This is a genomic window from Nocardiopsis sp. KDC1DS13DA1, assembly GCF_055632325.1.
Genome location: NZ_JBVMUY010000021.1, coordinates 228450 through 243281, shown reverse-complemented (window position 1 = coordinate 243281; position 14832 = coordinate 228450). Strand labels below are relative to the sequence as shown.

Genomic DNA, 14832 nt, shown 5'->3' with positions numbered 1-14832 from the left:
AGGCGGTTCCGCACGCGCGGCGGGCCGCTGCGGTCACCGGAGCGCCTGGGCGGGCCGGTGGGGGAGGGCCGTCGGGTGTCCCCGAGAGAGGGGCCGTGGGGGGTGGGCAACGCCGCCTCCAGTCGTGGGGTGGGAGCCGGGAGAGGAGGTAGGGGGAGGGGATCAGGATATGGGAACGTCCTCGATCGGATCGAAGCCGGGGATCTCGACGTTGACCGAGTCAACGTCACCGGGGACCGAGAAGAGCGACCAGTAGGCGACCTGTTCGTTGGGTCTGATCCGTCGTCTGAAGTCATTCGAGGTTTTTCCGGAACAAACACATGCGCCAGATCCATCCATCACCGGATGGAAGCGGTTTGGTGTGTTTGAATCCACGATGGTGACTCCGGAAAAGTATGGTCCGGAGTAGCTGTAAGAATATGCGCCGAGCCATGTGATGGAGACGTTTTCGCCCCCGGAGTTTTGTATGCTCCAGGTAACGGAAAGGAGATTTCCTGATTCGTTCCGCTCTGCTTGGTGAACCTGTGCATTGAGGCCGCTCGACAGGTTTACATTTCCAGTAGAGCTCCCCAGGGTGTTGAGGTCGGCGGCTGTAGTCGGTGATGACGAAGCGCTTGTGCCGCCTGGTGCGATGGCGAGGAGTGTGATGGCCAGAGTGAGCAGACCCGCCCAACGAGTCGATTTTCTCATCACTGCCTTCTTTATTTCTCGAAAGTAATGGTCACGCGCCGGTTTCTCTCCCGGCCTTCCTCGGTTGAGTTGTCCGCGATGGGGTTGGTGGATCCATATCCGTTGACCTCAAATTCGATTCCATCTCGGTCTACCAGGCCGGAGAGGACGGATTCAACTGACTGGGCTCGGTCGAGCGAAAGCGCTTCATTCAAGGATGCGTTGCCGGTGTTGTCGGCGTGGCCTTCAACGCTTACGACTGTGGAACTGGCGTCGCTGATCTCGATAGCGACCTGTTCGATGATCTCCTGGGAATCCGGGCTGAGTTCTGCACTGTTCGTTTCAAAAAGTACATCAGAGGAAAGAAGGATGCTGACTTCCTCGTTGTTCTCCGTGCGGCCTGTCTGGTTCTCAGTATTATCGGAGATCATGGTGAGATCCAGGATCACGGGTTCCGAGAGGTCTCCGTTTTCAAGAGATTCCGATGACTCGCTGATGGAGACATCGAAAATCGGAGGAGTGAGCGGAGTGATCACGGTCATGCTCTCAAGGGACTCTGGGGGGTTTGGAAACGTTACCCACAGGTTCTCTGTTTCCCCGCTGGGGATGGCTCCATTCAACGCCTGGCAAAAGCATGACCCGTCGCTCTGGTCGTAGCTGAGGTAGCGATGCTGGTTGTCCGCGTCGATGAGGGTTACGGCGCTTGCTGTGTAGGTGTCGCCCTCCTCTCCGAGTCCATCGCGAAGGCGGTATTGTTCGGTGGAGTTGTTGGTTATCGCGACCTGGAGTCTGAGAATTTCGTTCTGCAGTCTTTCTAGTGAAATGATATCAACTTGTAGGTCGCTCCCGAGTTCCGTGGAGGATACTATGGAGCTTGCTACAGGATCGCTTTCCTCTGGCCTCCCCTCTGGGGGAATTTCAGGTACTGGAAGACTGGTTTCTGGCTCGTCCTGCCCCTGTGGTGACTCCCCATCGGGGGCGACGACACAACTCGAAGTGAGAAGTGTAATTAAGGCGACTGATGTTCCCAAAAAAAGGGACCTCTGAACCCCTTTTGTGGAAGAAATTCTCGGATGAGAAGTCAAGATCTTATAGCCTTTTCTGGCGACCTTTTTCAGGAATTGGTGGATCTCAGTTGCCAGCAGGGGTGGTGGGGGCGGGAGCCACTGGACCCTGGGGGCCTTCGAGAACGTCGTCGACCGCGCTTCCAATAGCTCCGCTGATGCTTTCTACGAGCCCGAGTTGGAAGATTGCGAAGGCGATCGCCGCGACGAGGATGATGATGGCGGCGTACTCGACCATTCCGGCACCCCTGTCATCCCTCCCCGGGGAGGGGACTGCTCGTGTGCTCAGGAAAACCCAGAGCTTGGTCAGGCTGCTCATGGAGGTGGCTCCTTGGGGGAGAGGGTCTTGTGCACCACGTCATCGTGGTCTCTTGCGGCGGAACGACGAATCACTCGGGGACGTCCGGAGCGCGTGTGCTGGGGACGCACATTCACCCGGTCCCACTATCCGACACGTGACCGCGCCCGGGCGCTCCCGGTGGCCGGATGTGGCCACGTGCGTTCATGGTTCCCCCGCTCGTGCACGGGCACACGCCATCCACAGGCCGGGTGTCCACCTGCTGGTACACCGATGAGCGTACGGGGCTCGGCCACGTTCCTACCACTCGGTGTCACGATGAGTACTCGACGGGTGACCCATGATCGCACGGGCTTTCTCCGAGCGCCATGGGTGGGACCGGCCAACCACCCCACCAGCGCACCCGATCCGTCCATGGTGTTGGATGTCCTGGTTGGTCGGCCCCGTCCTCACCAGGCGGACCGGCCTCGGGTGAGGAGGGCCGTGACGTGACCGATGGTGCTGTTCTTTCCCTGATCGTGGCCGTCGCCGTCTCCGCGGGCCTGGTCGTCGGAGGGTTCCCCCTCGTGACCGTGCTCCGCAGCCGCGCCGCGATCAGGTCGGCGGCCGGGAGGAATCCCGGTCCCGGGACACCGCCGAACCCGGACGAACTCACCCCCGACGAGCTCGGTTTCCTCTTCGGAGGCGCGGTCCGGGCCGCGGAGGTCGCGGTCACGGACGCCTTTCTCAGCGGGCGCGTGCGCCAGCAGTCCGCGGGCGGATTCTTCACCCTCGTCGGTCCCCGGCGGAACTACCTCAGTGAGAAGGACCCGCTCCGGAACGCCATCGTCGGGGCGTTCCAGGACCGGGTGGGCGTCAGCGCGCGCGAGATGGTCCGCCGTGTGGTCATCGGTCGCGGCGTCGACGGCCTCCGGGAGGACCTCGCCCGACGCGGCCTCGTCGTGGACTCCCCCGAGATCCGGGAACTCCTGGCTCGCAGGAGGCAAAGGTCGGGTACCGCCAACGTGGTCATCGGTCTCGCCCTCACCCTCGCCGTCGTCCTGCTGCTCTTCGGCTCCGCCACCACGCTCGGTTGGACCTGGTTGGCGGCCGTCGGCTGCATGGCCGCCGTCGTCGGTGCGGTCGTCGTCCGGCTGGTCCTCGCCGCGACCGGTGGGGTCAGCCCCTCGATCAGGACCCCGCACGGCGACCGTGTCGCGGCGGAGGCCGTCCGCCGGTACGCGGCCTCGGACGCGATGAGCCGGGACCGGGCGCTGCGCCACACCGCCGTCACCGGTTTCCGCTCCCTGCGGGCGAACGCCTCCTCCCCGGGCCGTGCCCCGATCAGCGCGACGGGGCCCCGGGGCGACCGCCCCTCCTCCGGTAGCGGTCCTTTGGACCCGGCCGAACCCACGTCCCCGGAGTCCTACGATCTCGGCAACCTGTGCTGGTTCGCGGAGCTGTGCCAGGGGTCGTCGGACCCGGCCGCAGGTTCCTCGGGCTCCGGTGGCGGTTGGGGCGGCGGAATCGACGCGGGGACCGGCGGTTCCGGAGGCGACGGTGGCGGCTGGTTCGGCGGCGGTTTCGGCGGTGACAGCTCAGGCGGGGGCGGTGACGGCGGCGGGGGAGGAGGGGGTGACTGACCCGGCCCCGCTGAGCGGACCGGCCGCCGGGCCCTCCCACCAACCGTGAGCCCCCCTCCGCTCAGGTCAGCTCGACACCCGGCCCCTCCAGGTCGAACATGTCCGCCAGCGCCTCGTACGACCGCAGCCGCGCCTTCCGGTCGTAGATCATCGTCGACACCATCAGCTCGTCCACACCGGTGTCGGCGACGAACTGCTCCAGCCCCGCGCGCACCGTCTCCGGCGATCCCACGAACGAGTACCGCAGCGTCGCGTCCACGCGCTCCTTCTCACCCGGTCGCCAGAGGGTGTCCAGGCTCTCCACCGGGGGCCGGAGCAGACCGCGGTCGCCTCGCACGATGCCGAGGAACTGCTGCTGCATCGAGGTGAACAGGCGCCGGGCCTCGGCGTCGGTGTCGGCGATGACCACGTTCACCCCCGCCATCGCATGCGGCTCGCTCGCCTGCGCGGACGGGCGGAACTCCGTCCGGTAGGCCTTGAGCGCCTCGTACAGGGCCTCCGGGGCGAAGTGCGACGCGAACGCGTAGGGAAGGCCGAGCTGCGCGGCGAGCTGGGCGCCGAAGAGGCTGGAGCCCAGGATCCACAACGGCACGCGCAGTCCCTCGCCCGGGACCGCGCGGACGGGCTGGCCCGGCTCGGCCGGTTCGAAGTAGGCGCGCAGCTCCTGGACGTCGCTGGGGAAGGTGGAGGAGGCGCTCCGGTCGCGGCGCAGGGCGCGCATGGTGCGGGGGTCGGTGCCGGGTGCCCGCCCCAGCCCCAGGTCGATCCGTCCCGGGTAGAGGGACTCCAGCGTGCCGAACTGTTCGGCGATCACCAGGGGGGAGTGGTTGGGCAGCATGACCCCGCCCGCGCCGACCCGGATCGTGGACGTGCCCTCGGCGATGAACCCCAGCGCGACCGAGGTGGCCGCGCTGGCGATGGCCCGCATATTGTGGTGTTCGGAGAGCCAGAAACGGGTGTAGCCCCAGGTCTCCAGGTTCTGTGCGAGTTCTCGGGCGGAGCGGAGGGAGTCCCCGGGGTCGGACCCCTCGATGATCGTGGCGTGGTCGAGCACGGACAGCGCGACTCTGGACATGGTGGCCCTCTTCCCCCAGCAAACGAACGGTTCCGGCGGTGGGCGCCCGTCGCCGGAGGGTCCGGTGCCGGCGGGCGTGCACGTTCGATGTTCGACGAACATCGAATATCGAAGCTACACTCATCCCAGACCATGTTCCAAATCCCGTCCGGCCTGCGCCGGGCCCCTACGAGGAGGTGTGCCTTGTCCCCCAGGGAGCACACGCATCCCGCAGTCGAGGACGTGGAGCTGGTCGCGGTCCTGTCGGCGCTCGCGGAACCGACCCGCCTGCGGATCGTGCGGATGCTCGCCGCCTTGGAGGGCGAGCGGGCGTGGAAGGACATCGACCTCCCGATCGCCCAGTCGACGCTGAGCCACCACCTGAAGATCCTGCGCAACGCCGGTCTCGTGCAGAACCGCACCGAGGGCACGCGGTGCTTCGTCTCGCTGCGGGACGAGGAGCTGGAGGACCGTTTTCCGGGTTTGCTGGAGTGCGTCCTGGCGTGCCGTGACATCGGAGCCGATGTGGGCGAGGACGGCTGGTGATCCCGGGTCACGGGACGCCGACCCTGCCCGGGGCGGTGGATATCAAGCACCGTGACGGGCGTCAAACGGGTTCCGGCCCCCATGCGGAACGGGGTCCCACCAGGTCACCGCTTTCGGTGGACGAGCCCGCCGGGTCTGATCCCGTCCGATAACCGCGTTCGCGCAGGGACTGTGGCCGACATTGGCCAAGAACGAGCGTGATCCGTAATCGCTTGGTCCCCCATGGTAGCTTCGCCGAGATTTGTGCGGTTGTGAGATGGGGGTGCCGTCGTTCCTCCGGTTCCGTCCGTCTCCGTCGCCGCCGACGTGACACGTGAACATCTCCCACCCCCCAAGGACGTGAACGTGAGCCTCACCGGATCCCTCGTGCCCCGGTTGGCCGTGCTGGTCGCGGTGGCCGTCGCCGCTCCGCTGCTGACCGCCGCCCCCGCCGGGGCACGGACAGCCGCCACGGCACCGGTCACCGCACCCCCGCCGGTCTCCGCGGCGCCATCGGCCACCGCCCCGGACACCCGTCCCACCGTGCAGCCGCCGCTCGCGGCCCCCTCCGCCGAATCCGTCGACGCGCTCGACGGCGTGGACCTGTCCTCGTCGGACGTGTCCGTCCAGGAGGTCGAGATCCTCGTCACCAACGACAACGAACTCCTGGAGGTGGGCGAGGGCGGCGACGTCGAGAGCGTCGACGCCTACCTGGAGGAGACCTACGGCGGAGCCGACTTCTCGACGGCGGACGTCGAGCGCCTCTACCTGACCCACGGCGTGCTCAGGATCATCACGGTCGCCTGCCGGAGCGCCCTGGTCGAGTACCAGAAGTCCAGCGGCTCCCGCATCACCGTCAAGTTCCAGGTCCAGTACTCCGACCTCAGCGTCGAACCGATCTCCTCACTGCGGTCCGTCTCCGCGGGGCAGACCTCGAGCCACAACTTCAGCCTCACCCGGGGCTTGCGCGTGCGCGGGCTCATGCACGTCAGCTTCCAGGGCGTGTTCGTGACGCCGTACGCCTACTGCTGGACCTGATGTCCGCGCTCCCAGGCGCCCGTCGTCTGGGAGCCGCCGTTTCCCTCCCACCGCTCCCGTCGCACGAGGGCACCCGTGTCATCGAACCCGTCCACCGCCACCAGGCGTCCGTCGGCCCTCCACCGACGCCACGTCCCGACCCGAACCCCTCCGCACACGTGCTCCTCGGAGCGGATCAGGCCGTTGGGGAACCAGGTGAAACGCGCGCCCTCCACGGCTCCGCCCGCGTAGCAGTCGAGCGCGGTGACCAGCCCCGAAGCGTCGGCCGTGTACGCCTCGCCGGTGAAGGGGGCGCCTTCGGAGAGCATCCCTCCCGGACCCCTCACCAGGTGCTCCGCCCGTACCCGCGCCACCCCGCTGGCGGGCTCGGTGGCGAAGGAGTCCTTCACGAGTGCGCCGCGGTCGTCCCACGCGCGACTCGTGGTGAGGTGGCCGACGTGGGTCCAGACCTCCTCCAGGGAGATCCGCCCGCCGGGGTGCCACTCCCGCCACAGACCGATCACCCCCAGGTGGCGGTCGCACTCGCCCTGGGCTCGCGGGGTGCCGTCCGGGTACCACTCCAGCCACGGGCCGTGCTCGACCCCGTCGAGGTAGGCCACCGACTCCTCCAGGCGGCCGTCCATGGTCCTGCTGACCGACACACCGGTGAAGGGCACGCCCCCGTGGGTCACGGTTCCGTACGCGTCCACGCCGGTCTCGTGCGAGCCGACTCTCCTCACAGGGCTCCTCTCGCGGTGGGGCGTAACCGGCACGGCGGTTCCCGCCCGCGCGCTGGCGGGCCGTCCGGCACGGCCGTCGCGCTCCGGTGACCCTTCGTATTATCCGGAGTCCGGGACGGGCGGCGGGGCCGTTCCCCGATCCCGCCCCCGCCGCCCGGCGTGAGACGTGTCACGCTGCGTGTCCGCGTCGGAGCCGCCGCCCCGCCCTTCCCGGAAGCGGAGCCCCGTGGTGACGCGGCTTCGGTACCCGGTGCCGGTACACGACGTTCTGTTCACTCTGTGCTCGCCATGGCGTCACGGCGTATAGGCTGCCCCGGGCGTTCGCCGTGACCATGTCGCTCCGCCGTGCGATCGCCGCCTCCCCACGAGGCCCCGGGCCGAGGTTTGTGCCGCTCCACGCAGCCGCGTCGGACCCCCGAGGAGCCACCGCGGTATCCGTCGCCATGAGAGGTAGAGATGTCCCCTGACACCATTGGCCTCGCGCTCCTCCTGCTGGGGGTGTTGCTGCTGGTCTCGAAGCTCGTCCGGGTCAAGTGGAAGCTGACGCAGCGGCTCTATCTCCCCGGGGCGATCATCGGGGGCGGGATCGCCCTGCTGCTCGGGCCGGATGTCTTCGGGCGGCTCATGGGGCTGCTCGCCGACCGGGGTGTGGCGGTCGGTTTCGCCGAGCGCGCGGCCGAGGGAGGACTGTTCGGCGCCGACGTGATGGCGGTGTGGTCGTCCCTGCCCGGACTGCTGATCTCCGTGGTGTTCGCCGGTCTCTTCCTGGGCAAACGGCTGCCCCGTCTGCGTGAGGCCGCCAGCCTCGCCGGTCCCAACCTCGCCTTCGGCGTCACCGTCGCCAGCGGCCAGTACGTCATCGGTATCGCGCTCGCGCTGCTGGTCCTCGTGCCGTTCCTGGACGTGCCCGCGATCTCCGGAGCGCTCATCGAGATCGGTTTCCTCGGTGGGCACGGCACCGCCGCGGGGCTCGGCGGCACCTTCGCGGAGGTCGGCTGGGCCGAGGGTCAGGACCTCGCCCTGGGGATGGCCACGGTCGGTCTCCTGTCCGGGATCATCGTCGGGATCATCCTCATCAACTGGGGAGCCCGGCGCGGTAAGACCACCGTGATCAGCTCAGACGCGAAGGGGACCGACAACGAGCAGGCCGGGCTGGTCGAGCGGGACAAGCGCTCACCGGGATCGACCATGACGATCCACCCCTCCTCCATGGACCCCCTCACCCTGCACTTCGGCCTCGTCGCCCTCGCCGTTCTCATCGGTCAACTGCTGCTCATGGGGCTCCGGGCACTGGAGCAGGCGCTGTGGGCGGACCACATCGAGATCATGGCCTACGTTCCGCTGTTCCCGATGGCGATGATCGGCGGCATCCTGCTCCAACTGCTCATCGACCGGTTCGACCGCGACGAGGTCGTCGACCACAAGACGGTCGAGCGCATCCAGGGCCTGTCCCTCGACATGCTCATCATCGCGGCCATGGCCACGCTGTCCCTGAGCGCCATCGCGGAGAACTTCGCCGCGTTCGCCACGCTCACGGTGGCCGGTCTGCTGTGGTGCCTGTTCGCGTTCCTGGTCCTGGCACCCCGCATGATGCCCAGCCACTGGTTCGAGCGGGGCATCGGCGAGTTCGGCCAGTCCCTGGGCGTCACCGCGACCGGTCTGGTGCTCATGCGCGTCGTCGACCCGGAGATGCGCACCCCCGCCTACCCGGCCTTCGGTTACAAGCAGCTGATCTTCGAGCCGTTCTTCGGCGGCGGACTGATCACCGCGGCGGCGATCCCGCTCATCGTCAGCCCCCAGGTGGGACCGGTGGGCATGCTGGTCTTCATGGCCGTCGTCATGCTCGCCAGCCTCTACACCGGTCTGGTCGTCCTCCGGCGGCGGTACCGGAAGGCGGCCCAGGGCCAGGAGCGCGCCGTCGAGCCGGTCTCCTGACCCCACCCTCCTTCGACACCACGGGTGCGGCGTCCTCGAAGGGCGCCGCACCCGCCCGCGGTCACTGGCTGGGGGTGTGCCCCGTCCGGGCGTAGGCGAGGCGGCGCAGCAGCACCTCGGCGGGGCCCTTCCCGCCCGACCGTTGCTGGGCCACCGCCAGGGCCACGGTACCGAGCCACGTGCCGACGGCCACCACCGCGGCTCCGGTGTATCCCAGCGTCGCGCCCAGACCCAGGCAGTAGGGCGCGAACACCAGCGTGAACGCCACCGACTGGAGCAGGTAGCAGGTGAGCGACCGCTGACCGACGGCCGCCACCGCGCCCACCACCGGGCCGTGGCGCTCCCCGATCCGCCACGCCACCAGGGCGATCACGGACACCCACCCCAGCCCTCCGGCCCAACCGGCGACGTCGTGGACCACGGCGAACGTTCCCCCGACGAGCGGCGATGGGACGGGTGCCAGATGGGCGGTCACCAGGGCGTTCGGGAGTCCCGCGAGCACCGCGATCCCGAGTCCGGCCACCGCGGTGCGGGTCAGCGCGCGCAGGTGCGCACCGGGATCCTCCAGCACACGGTGCCGCGCCGCCCACATACCGACCAGGATCATCGGCAGGGCGACCAGCAGCATGGTGACGGGGGTGTAGAGCAGCCACTCCTGGATCCGTTCGAGGACGGCGAGCCGGAAGGAGTCCTGTGTCAGGGACGGCGGCGCGATCGACGTCTCCTCTCCGCCCGACGCCAACAGCACGGTCAACCCCGTGGTCACCGCGGTCGTGAGGACGGCGACGAGCCCGGCGGTCCACAGGAGGACCGGGCTCCTCAGCCGGAGCATTCCGACGAAGAGCAGGGCGGCCAATCCGTAGGCGCCGACGATGTCCACCGGCAGGAACAGGGCGGCGTGTACGAACCCGATCGCCAGCATCACCCAGCCGCGCCGCCGCAGCAGGATCCGCGCGTGGACCCATCCGCCCCCGCCGTCTCGGACCCGGCCCAGGATCCGCGTCATGCCGTAGCCGAACACGAACGCGAACAGGGGGATCGCGCGGCCGTTGACCAGCGTGCCCTGCACGAGAGCCACCGCCTGGTCGGCGGCCGAACGCACCGGTTCGGGGCCGGTGAGGAAGAACTGGGCGTTGGCCAGCGCGATGAACAGCAGCATGAACCCGCGGGCGAGGTCGGGGGCGAGTACCCGGGGCGGCGCGGAGGCCGTCCGGAGGTCCGGAGGGGTGCGGTCCATGGCGTCGTCCTTCCGATCGAACAGTTCCCGGGGAACGTTACGGAGCGGAGCGACGGCGTCCCATACGGCTGGTGACCCGGTTTCCACTACGGCTGGCCCCACCTCGGCGCTTCGTGTAGGATTCCCGCCGTGTCGCGTGCCCCCGGCCAAGAGAAGTGGGCCGGCCGGGCGGTATGGAGGCACCTTGAGTTCCGGGGAGCCAGCCGTGAGCAGAGCACACAGCGCGTACCGCATCTGAGGTCCGTCCCTGAGGCGTAGGCCATCGCCACGCCGGTGACGTCGATCCCGCGACCTCCCCGAACCCCTCGATCCCGGCACGTCCGGATCCCTGGCACGTTCACCCGCCACCCGTGCGCGCGTCCGCGCCCGGGTCGCCGCGGGTGCCTTCGGGGATGGTCGCCCACACCCACCACCATCGTCGAAGGAGAACCACTTGACCAAGAACCCCCACGCCCGACCCGAACCCCACGTCAGCGACTTCAACGTCCCCGTCGTGGCCGAGTTCCGCGCCAACGGCGGCCGCGTCGGCGGCATGTTCGAGGGCGGCGACCTGCTGCTCCTCACCACCGTCGGCGCGCGCTCCGGCCGCGAGCACACCACCCCGCTGGGGTACGTGCGCGTCGGTGACCGGCTGCTCGTCGTCGCCTCGGCGGGCGGGGCCGACCGGAACCCCGCCTGGTACCACAACGTGCTCGCCCATCCGATGGTGCGCGTGGAGCTGGGTACCGGGTCGTTCGGCGCCGTCGCCGTCCCCCTGGAGGGCGACGAGCGGGACCGGCTGTTCACCGAGATCGTCGGGCGGGTCCCAGGGTACGGCGACTACCAGAGGGGAACCGACCGGGTGATCCCGGTCGTCTCGCTGGAGCGCCGCTACACCGAGGGCGAGGTCGCCACCCTCGCCGACAAACTCGTCGAGGTGCACACCTGGCTGCGCTCGCAGCTCCGCCACGTCAGCTCCGAGGCCGAGGCGTACCTGGCCGACCGGGGCACCGGGGCCGAGGGGTCGGCGCCGCTCGGGCTCAGCCTCCAGCTGCGCCAGCACTGCCTGGCCTTCTGCGAGTCCCTGAGCTTCCACCACGACGGGGAGGAGTCCATGTTCCCCCACCTGGCGGAGCGCGCCCCCGACCTCGCGGACGTGGTGGAGCGGTTGACGGCCGAGCACCGCACGGTCAACCGCCTGCGCGGTGAGCTGGAGGGGTTGCTCGCCGACCTGTCCACGGCCGATCCGGAGCGGTTCCGAGCCGACCTCGCCCGGATGACCGAGGAGCTGGAGGCCCACCTGGACTACGAGGAGGCCGAACTGTTCCCGGCACTGGCGGCGATCCCGTTCCCGCCCGCCGCTCCCGCCTAGCGGCCGCGGCTCCGCGGTCCGCGCGACGCTCGCGCGGGCCGCGGGTCAGCCGCCCAGGATGGTGCCGATGTTGACCTCGGTCCCCAGGAACATGGATCCCACCACGAGGATCAGCAGCCCCGGCAGCAGCGTCACCGCGGTCACCATCGTCACCCTGGGGTTCATCCGCTGGGCCTTGCGGCGCATGTACTGGGCGTCGGCCCGGCGCATGTCCTGGCTGATGTCCACCAGGGTGTCGCTCAGCGGCGCGCCCAGCTCCTCGGCCTGCTGGATCGCGGTCACGAACTTGCTCAGCGACTCGTTGCGGTTGCGTCGCCGCAGCGTCTCGAACGCCTCCCGGCGCGGGGTGCCCAGCTCCATCTGCTGGAGGGCCAGGGAGAACTCGTCGGCCAGGACACCCGGCATGGACTCGGCCACCCGGGCCACCGCGCCCCGGAAGGACATGCCCGCGCTCACCGTCACCGCGAGCACGTCCAGGAAGTCCGGCAGCTGGGACTGCACCCGGTCCGAGCGCTCCTGGCTCTGCACGTGGAGGTTGAGGTCGGTCAGCCCGGCGAAGGCCAGCACGACCAGCGCCATCAGGGGGTTGCCCGACAGCAGCAACAGGACACCGACACCGCCGTACAGCGCCACCTCGCCGATCTTGCGCCGCACGTACCGTTCGAGGGTGAGGCCCTCGGGGCGGCCCGCGGCCTCGATCCGCTCCGTGATCGACGCGCGCCGCCGCTCACCCAGCGAGGACAGCAGCGACCGCGAGAACGGCCGCCCGACCGCCTCGGTGATCCGGTGCAGCACGAAGGTCCGGTCCGACCGGGTACGCGGGGCGAACGCCGTGGGATCGTCCACCCGGACCCGGGTCTGGGACAGGGTGAGATAGCCGCCGTAACAGGCGGTCAGCACCACCAGTGCCGCGGCCAGCGCCGCCGCGAACGGCACCAGGGAGTACAGGCCACTCATCGGTCAAGCCCCTCTACAGGTCGAACTTGGTGATCCGGGCGACCAACAGGAACCCGACGGTGTACAGCGCGGCCACCACCAGCAGCACCCCGACCCCCGCGGCGGACGTCGTCATCGTCCGCATGATCCCGGGCTCGATGGCGTTGATCATGAACAGGGCGCCCACCGACATGAACCCCAGGGCCCAGACGGTGCTCGTCGTCTCGCTCAGGATGGTCTGCACCTCGCGACGGGTCTCCTTGCGGTTCTCCAGGGTCGTGGAGATGTTGCGCAGCGCCGTGACCAGTGAACCGCCGGACCGGGACGCCACGACCAGCGTCGACAACAGCACTCCGAGCTCGCGCGAGGGCATCCGTTCGCGCAGTTCGGCGACCGCCTCCTCGAAGCTCGCACCCACCTTCATGGACTCGGCCATCCGACTCAGCTCCTCACCCGCCGGACCGTCCAGCTCCTCCGCGGCCATCGACACCGCGGTCGGCAGCGCCAGCCCCGCCGAGGTCGCATTGCCCAACACCCGTGCCAGGTCCGGCAGCTGCGAGGTGAACTCCTCACGCCGCTTGGCCTCGGCCCGGTTCAGGTAGGAGAAGAACAGGAACGCCACCCCGCCCGCCGCGAGCAGGCCGAGGACCGGGGCCAGGACCTGCCAGACGACGACCACGGCGAGCAGCGAGCCGCCCACGAGCGCGCCCACGAAGGTCGACAGTCTGACCTGCGCGCCCGACCGCGTGATCCTCCGGTGCAGCCGCGCCCCCCACTGGGTGCGGTGCATCGCCGCGTCCAGGCGCGCGGACAGGGTCGACGCCTCGTACTCGGCCTGGGTCAGGGCGCTGCGCGCGGCGATCAGCCGCCGCGTCCGGGCACTGGCCACGAACTCCCACAGCGCCCACAGGGCCAGCGCGAGCACCACGGCCAGACCGCCGAGGATGGCCACGAACTGCCAGTTCACCGGGGCTCCCTTCGGGGTCGGTGGGACTTGTGCGCCCGGTCGGGCGCGGCGGGACGGTTCACCGGTCGCCCCCGGGACGTTCGTCGGGCACCACGCCGAACGCGGCCGGGACGCTCTCGCCCACCTGGTAGATGCGCCCGGCGACGTGGCGGGGGAGCGGCCGGTGCCGGAACTCGCCCTCGACGGCCCGGTGCGGGCCCATCGGCAGCGCCTCGAAGGTCATCACCGGGTCCAGCCGGAACTCCTCACGGCGCCGTGAGGAGACCACGGACACCTCGTTGACCCGGCGCGACCCGTCGGGCCACCGGCCCAGGTGCACGATGGCGTCCACGGCGTTGTTGATCTGGTCGCGGATCGCGTCGTAGGGGACCAGGCCCTCGCCCAGGGTCGCCAGGGTCTGGAGGCGGTGGATCGCGTCGTCCGCGGAGTTGGCGTGCACGGTGACCAGGGAGCCGTCGTGGCCGGTGTTCATGGCCTGGAGCATGTCGATGGTCTCGGCTCCGCGCACCTCGCCCACGATGATCCGGTCCGGCCGCATCCGCAGGGCGTTGCGGACCAGGTCGCGGATGGCGATCTCGCCCCTGCCCTCGATGTTGGCCGGCCGTGACTCCAGACGCACGACGTGGTCCTGCATGAGCTGGAGTTCGGCCGAGTCCTCGATGGTGACGATGCGCTCGCTGGTGGGCACGAACGCCGACATCGCGTTGAGGAAGGTCGTCTTGCCGGTGCCGGTACCCCCCGACACCACGATGTTGAACCGGGCCCGGACCATGGCCGACAACAGGATGCCGGTGGCCGCGTCCAGGCTCCCCATCCGCACCAGTTCGTCGATCGGGTACGGCTTGGGGAAGCGCCGGATGGTCAGGATGGGGCCGGACAGGGACAGCGGGGGGATGATGACGTTGACCCGCTCACCCGTGGGCAGACGGGCGTCCACCATGGGCGAGGACTCGTCCACCCTGCGGTTGACCAGGGAGACGATCCGGTCGATGGTCTGGTACAGCTGCTCCTCGCCGTTGAACGTGGCGTCGACCCGCTGCATCCGCCCCGCGCGCTCGACGAACACGTTGTCGGGTCCGTTGACCATGATCTCGGTGACCGTCTCGTCGGCGAGGAGGGGTTCGAGCACACCCAGCCCGAGCGCCTCGTCGACCACGCGACGGATCAGCAGGGAGCGCTCACGCTCGGAGAGTACCGGCCCCTCACGGGACAGGATGTGCCCGACGACCTTCTCCAACCGCACCCGCCTCTGCGCCAGGGTCAGGCGGGTGAGGTCCTCCAGGTTGATCTCCTCGAGCAGGCGCCGCCGCCAGTGCGTCACGCTTCCGCGGTCCCCGCGCCCCTCGTTGGCGCGGTCCTCCTCCAGCCGGTCCTTCAGACCCACGGCGTTCCTCTCCTTCCCTCCGGTACCGGTGCG

The 14832-nt window shown here is 69.3% G+C and carries 14 protein-coding genes; 5 read left to right on the top strand and 9 right to left on the bottom strand.

Annotation, left to right across the window (positions count from 1 at the left end):
- Positions 1-162: 162 nt before the first annotated feature.
- The 3 genes from ACTVAJ_RS14860 to ACTVAJ_RS14850 all read right to left on the bottom strand — a co-directional run bounded on the left by ACTVAJ_RS14860 (position 163) and on the right by ACTVAJ_RS14850 (position 2052).
- A complete protein-coding gene (locus ACTVAJ_RS14860) occupies positions 163-690 on the bottom strand; it encodes a hypothetical protein (RefSeq protein ID WP_470388731.1) in 528 nt (175 codons plus the stop codon).
- 11 nt (positions 691-701) lie between these two features.
- On the bottom strand, positions 702-1700 hold the full coding sequence (locus ACTVAJ_RS14855; RefSeq protein ID WP_470388730.1) for an OmpA family protein: 999 nt from the start codon (positions 1698-1700) through the stop codon (positions 702-704).
- A gap of 100 nt (positions 1701-1800) precedes the next feature.
- Positions 1801-2052 carry a hypothetical protein gene (locus ACTVAJ_RS14850; protein WP_470388729.1) on the bottom strand — a complete coding sequence of 84 codons (252 nt, stop codon included), beginning with the start codon at positions 2050-2052 and terminating at the stop codon, positions 1801-1803.
- A gap of 467 nt (positions 2053-2519) precedes the next feature.
- On the opposite strand from ACTVAJ_RS14850, the gene ACTVAJ_RS14845 reads away from it, so the two are divergent.
- Positions 2520-3653, top strand: coding sequence for a TIGR04222 domain-containing membrane protein (locus tag ACTVAJ_RS14845; protein WP_470388728.1), 1134 nt, complete (start codon positions 2520-2522; stop codon positions 3651-3653).
- A gap of 61 nt (positions 3654-3714) precedes the next feature.
- On the opposite strand, the gene ACTVAJ_RS14840 is transcribed toward ACTVAJ_RS14845, so the two are convergent.
- On the bottom strand, positions 3715-4728 hold the full coding sequence (locus ACTVAJ_RS14840) for an LLM class flavin-dependent oxidoreductase (RefSeq protein WP_470388727.1): 1014 nt from the start codon (positions 4726-4728) through the stop codon (positions 3715-3717).
- A gap of 183 nt (positions 4729-4911) precedes the next feature.
- On the opposite strand from ACTVAJ_RS14840, the gene ACTVAJ_RS14835 reads away from it, so the two are divergent.
- Both ACTVAJ_RS14835 and ACTVAJ_RS14830 read left to right on the top strand, forming a co-directional pair.
- On the top strand, positions 4912-5253 hold the full coding sequence (locus ACTVAJ_RS14835) for an ArsR/SmtB family transcription factor (protein WP_470388726.1): 342 nt from the start codon (positions 4912-4914) through the stop codon (positions 5251-5253).
- 345 nt (positions 5254-5598) lie between these two features.
- Positions 5599-6270 (top strand): hypothetical protein, encoded by a 672-nt coding sequence (locus ACTVAJ_RS14830; RefSeq protein WP_470388725.1) that lies wholly within the window; start codon positions 5599-5601, stop codon positions 6268-6270.
- Here ACTVAJ_RS14830 and ACTVAJ_RS14825 read toward each other — a convergent pair.
- A complete protein-coding gene (locus ACTVAJ_RS14825; RefSeq protein WP_470388724.1) occupies positions 6255-6989 on the bottom strand; it encodes a toxin-antitoxin system YwqK family antitoxin in 735 nt (244 codons plus the stop codon). The two genes, ACTVAJ_RS14830 and ACTVAJ_RS14825, sit on opposite strands and share 16 nt — an antisense overlap.
- Positions 6990-7445: 456 nt before the next feature.
- Here ACTVAJ_RS14825 and ACTVAJ_RS14820 point away from each other — a divergent pair, with 456 nt between their 5' ends.
- Positions 7446-8924, top strand: coding sequence for a sodium/glutamate symporter (locus tag ACTVAJ_RS14820; RefSeq protein WP_470388723.1), 1479 nt, complete (start codon positions 7446-7448; stop codon positions 8922-8924).
- Positions 8925-8985: 61 nt separating this feature from the next.
- Here ACTVAJ_RS14820 and ACTVAJ_RS14815 read toward each other — a convergent pair whose 3' ends face one another.
- Positions 8986-10161, bottom strand: a complete 1176-nt coding sequence (locus ACTVAJ_RS14815; protein WP_470388722.1) for a DUF418 domain-containing protein — start codon at positions 10159-10161, stop codon at positions 8986-8988.
- A gap of 433 nt (positions 10162-10594) precedes the next feature.
- Here ACTVAJ_RS14815 and ACTVAJ_RS14810 point away from each other — a divergent pair, with 433 nt between their 5' ends.
- A complete protein-coding gene (locus ACTVAJ_RS14810; RefSeq protein ID WP_470388721.1) occupies positions 10595-11512 on the top strand; it encodes a nitroreductase/quinone reductase family protein in 918 nt (305 codons plus the stop codon).
- Positions 11513-11557: 45 nt separating this feature from the next.
- Here the strand turns inward: ACTVAJ_RS14810 and ACTVAJ_RS14805 are convergent, their stop codons facing one another.
- The 3 genes from ACTVAJ_RS14805 to ACTVAJ_RS14795 are packed head-to-tail and all read right to left on the bottom strand — an operon-like array spanning position 11558 to position 14799.
- Entirely contained in the window at positions 11558-12469 is a 912-nt protein-coding gene (locus ACTVAJ_RS14805) for a type II secretion system F family protein (RefSeq protein ID WP_470388720.1), read from the bottom strand.
- Between the two features lie 13 nt (positions 12470-12482).
- Positions 12483-13415: a type II secretion system F family protein gene (locus ACTVAJ_RS14800; protein WP_470388719.1), complete on the bottom strand. Its 933-nt coding sequence runs from the start codon at positions 13413-13415 to the stop codon at positions 12483-12485.
- Between the two features lie 58 nt (positions 13416-13473).
- Positions 13474-14799 (bottom strand): CpaF family protein, encoded by a 1326-nt coding sequence (locus tag ACTVAJ_RS14795; protein ID WP_470388718.1) that lies wholly within the window; start codon positions 14797-14799, stop codon positions 13474-13476.
- Positions 14800-14832: the final 33 nt, after the last annotated feature.

Coding starts and splice junctions, on each gene's coding strand:
- ACTVAJ_RS14860 (WP_470388731.1), bottom strand. CDS start 690: ATGAGAAAATCGACTCGTTGGGCGGGTCTGCTCACTCTGGCCATCACA.
- ACTVAJ_RS14850 (WP_470388729.1), bottom strand. CDS start 2,052: ATGAGCAGCCTGACCAAGCTCTGGGTTTTCCTGAGCACACGAGCAGTC.
- ACTVAJ_RS14840 (WP_470388727.1), bottom strand. CDS start 4,728: ATGTCCAGAGTCGCGCTGTCCGTGCTCGACCACGCCACGATCATCGAG.
- ACTVAJ_RS14820 (WP_470388723.1), top strand. CDS start 7,446: ATGTCCCCTGACACCATTGGCCTCGCGCTCCTCCTGCTGGGGGTGTTG.
- ACTVAJ_RS14815 (WP_470388722.1), bottom strand. CDS start 10,161: ATGGACCGCACCCCTCCGGACCTCCGGACGGCCTCCGCGCCGCCCCGG.
- ACTVAJ_RS14805 (WP_470388720.1), bottom strand. CDS start 12,469: ATGAGTGGCCTGTACTCCCTGGTGCCGTTCGCGGCGGCGCTGGCCGCG.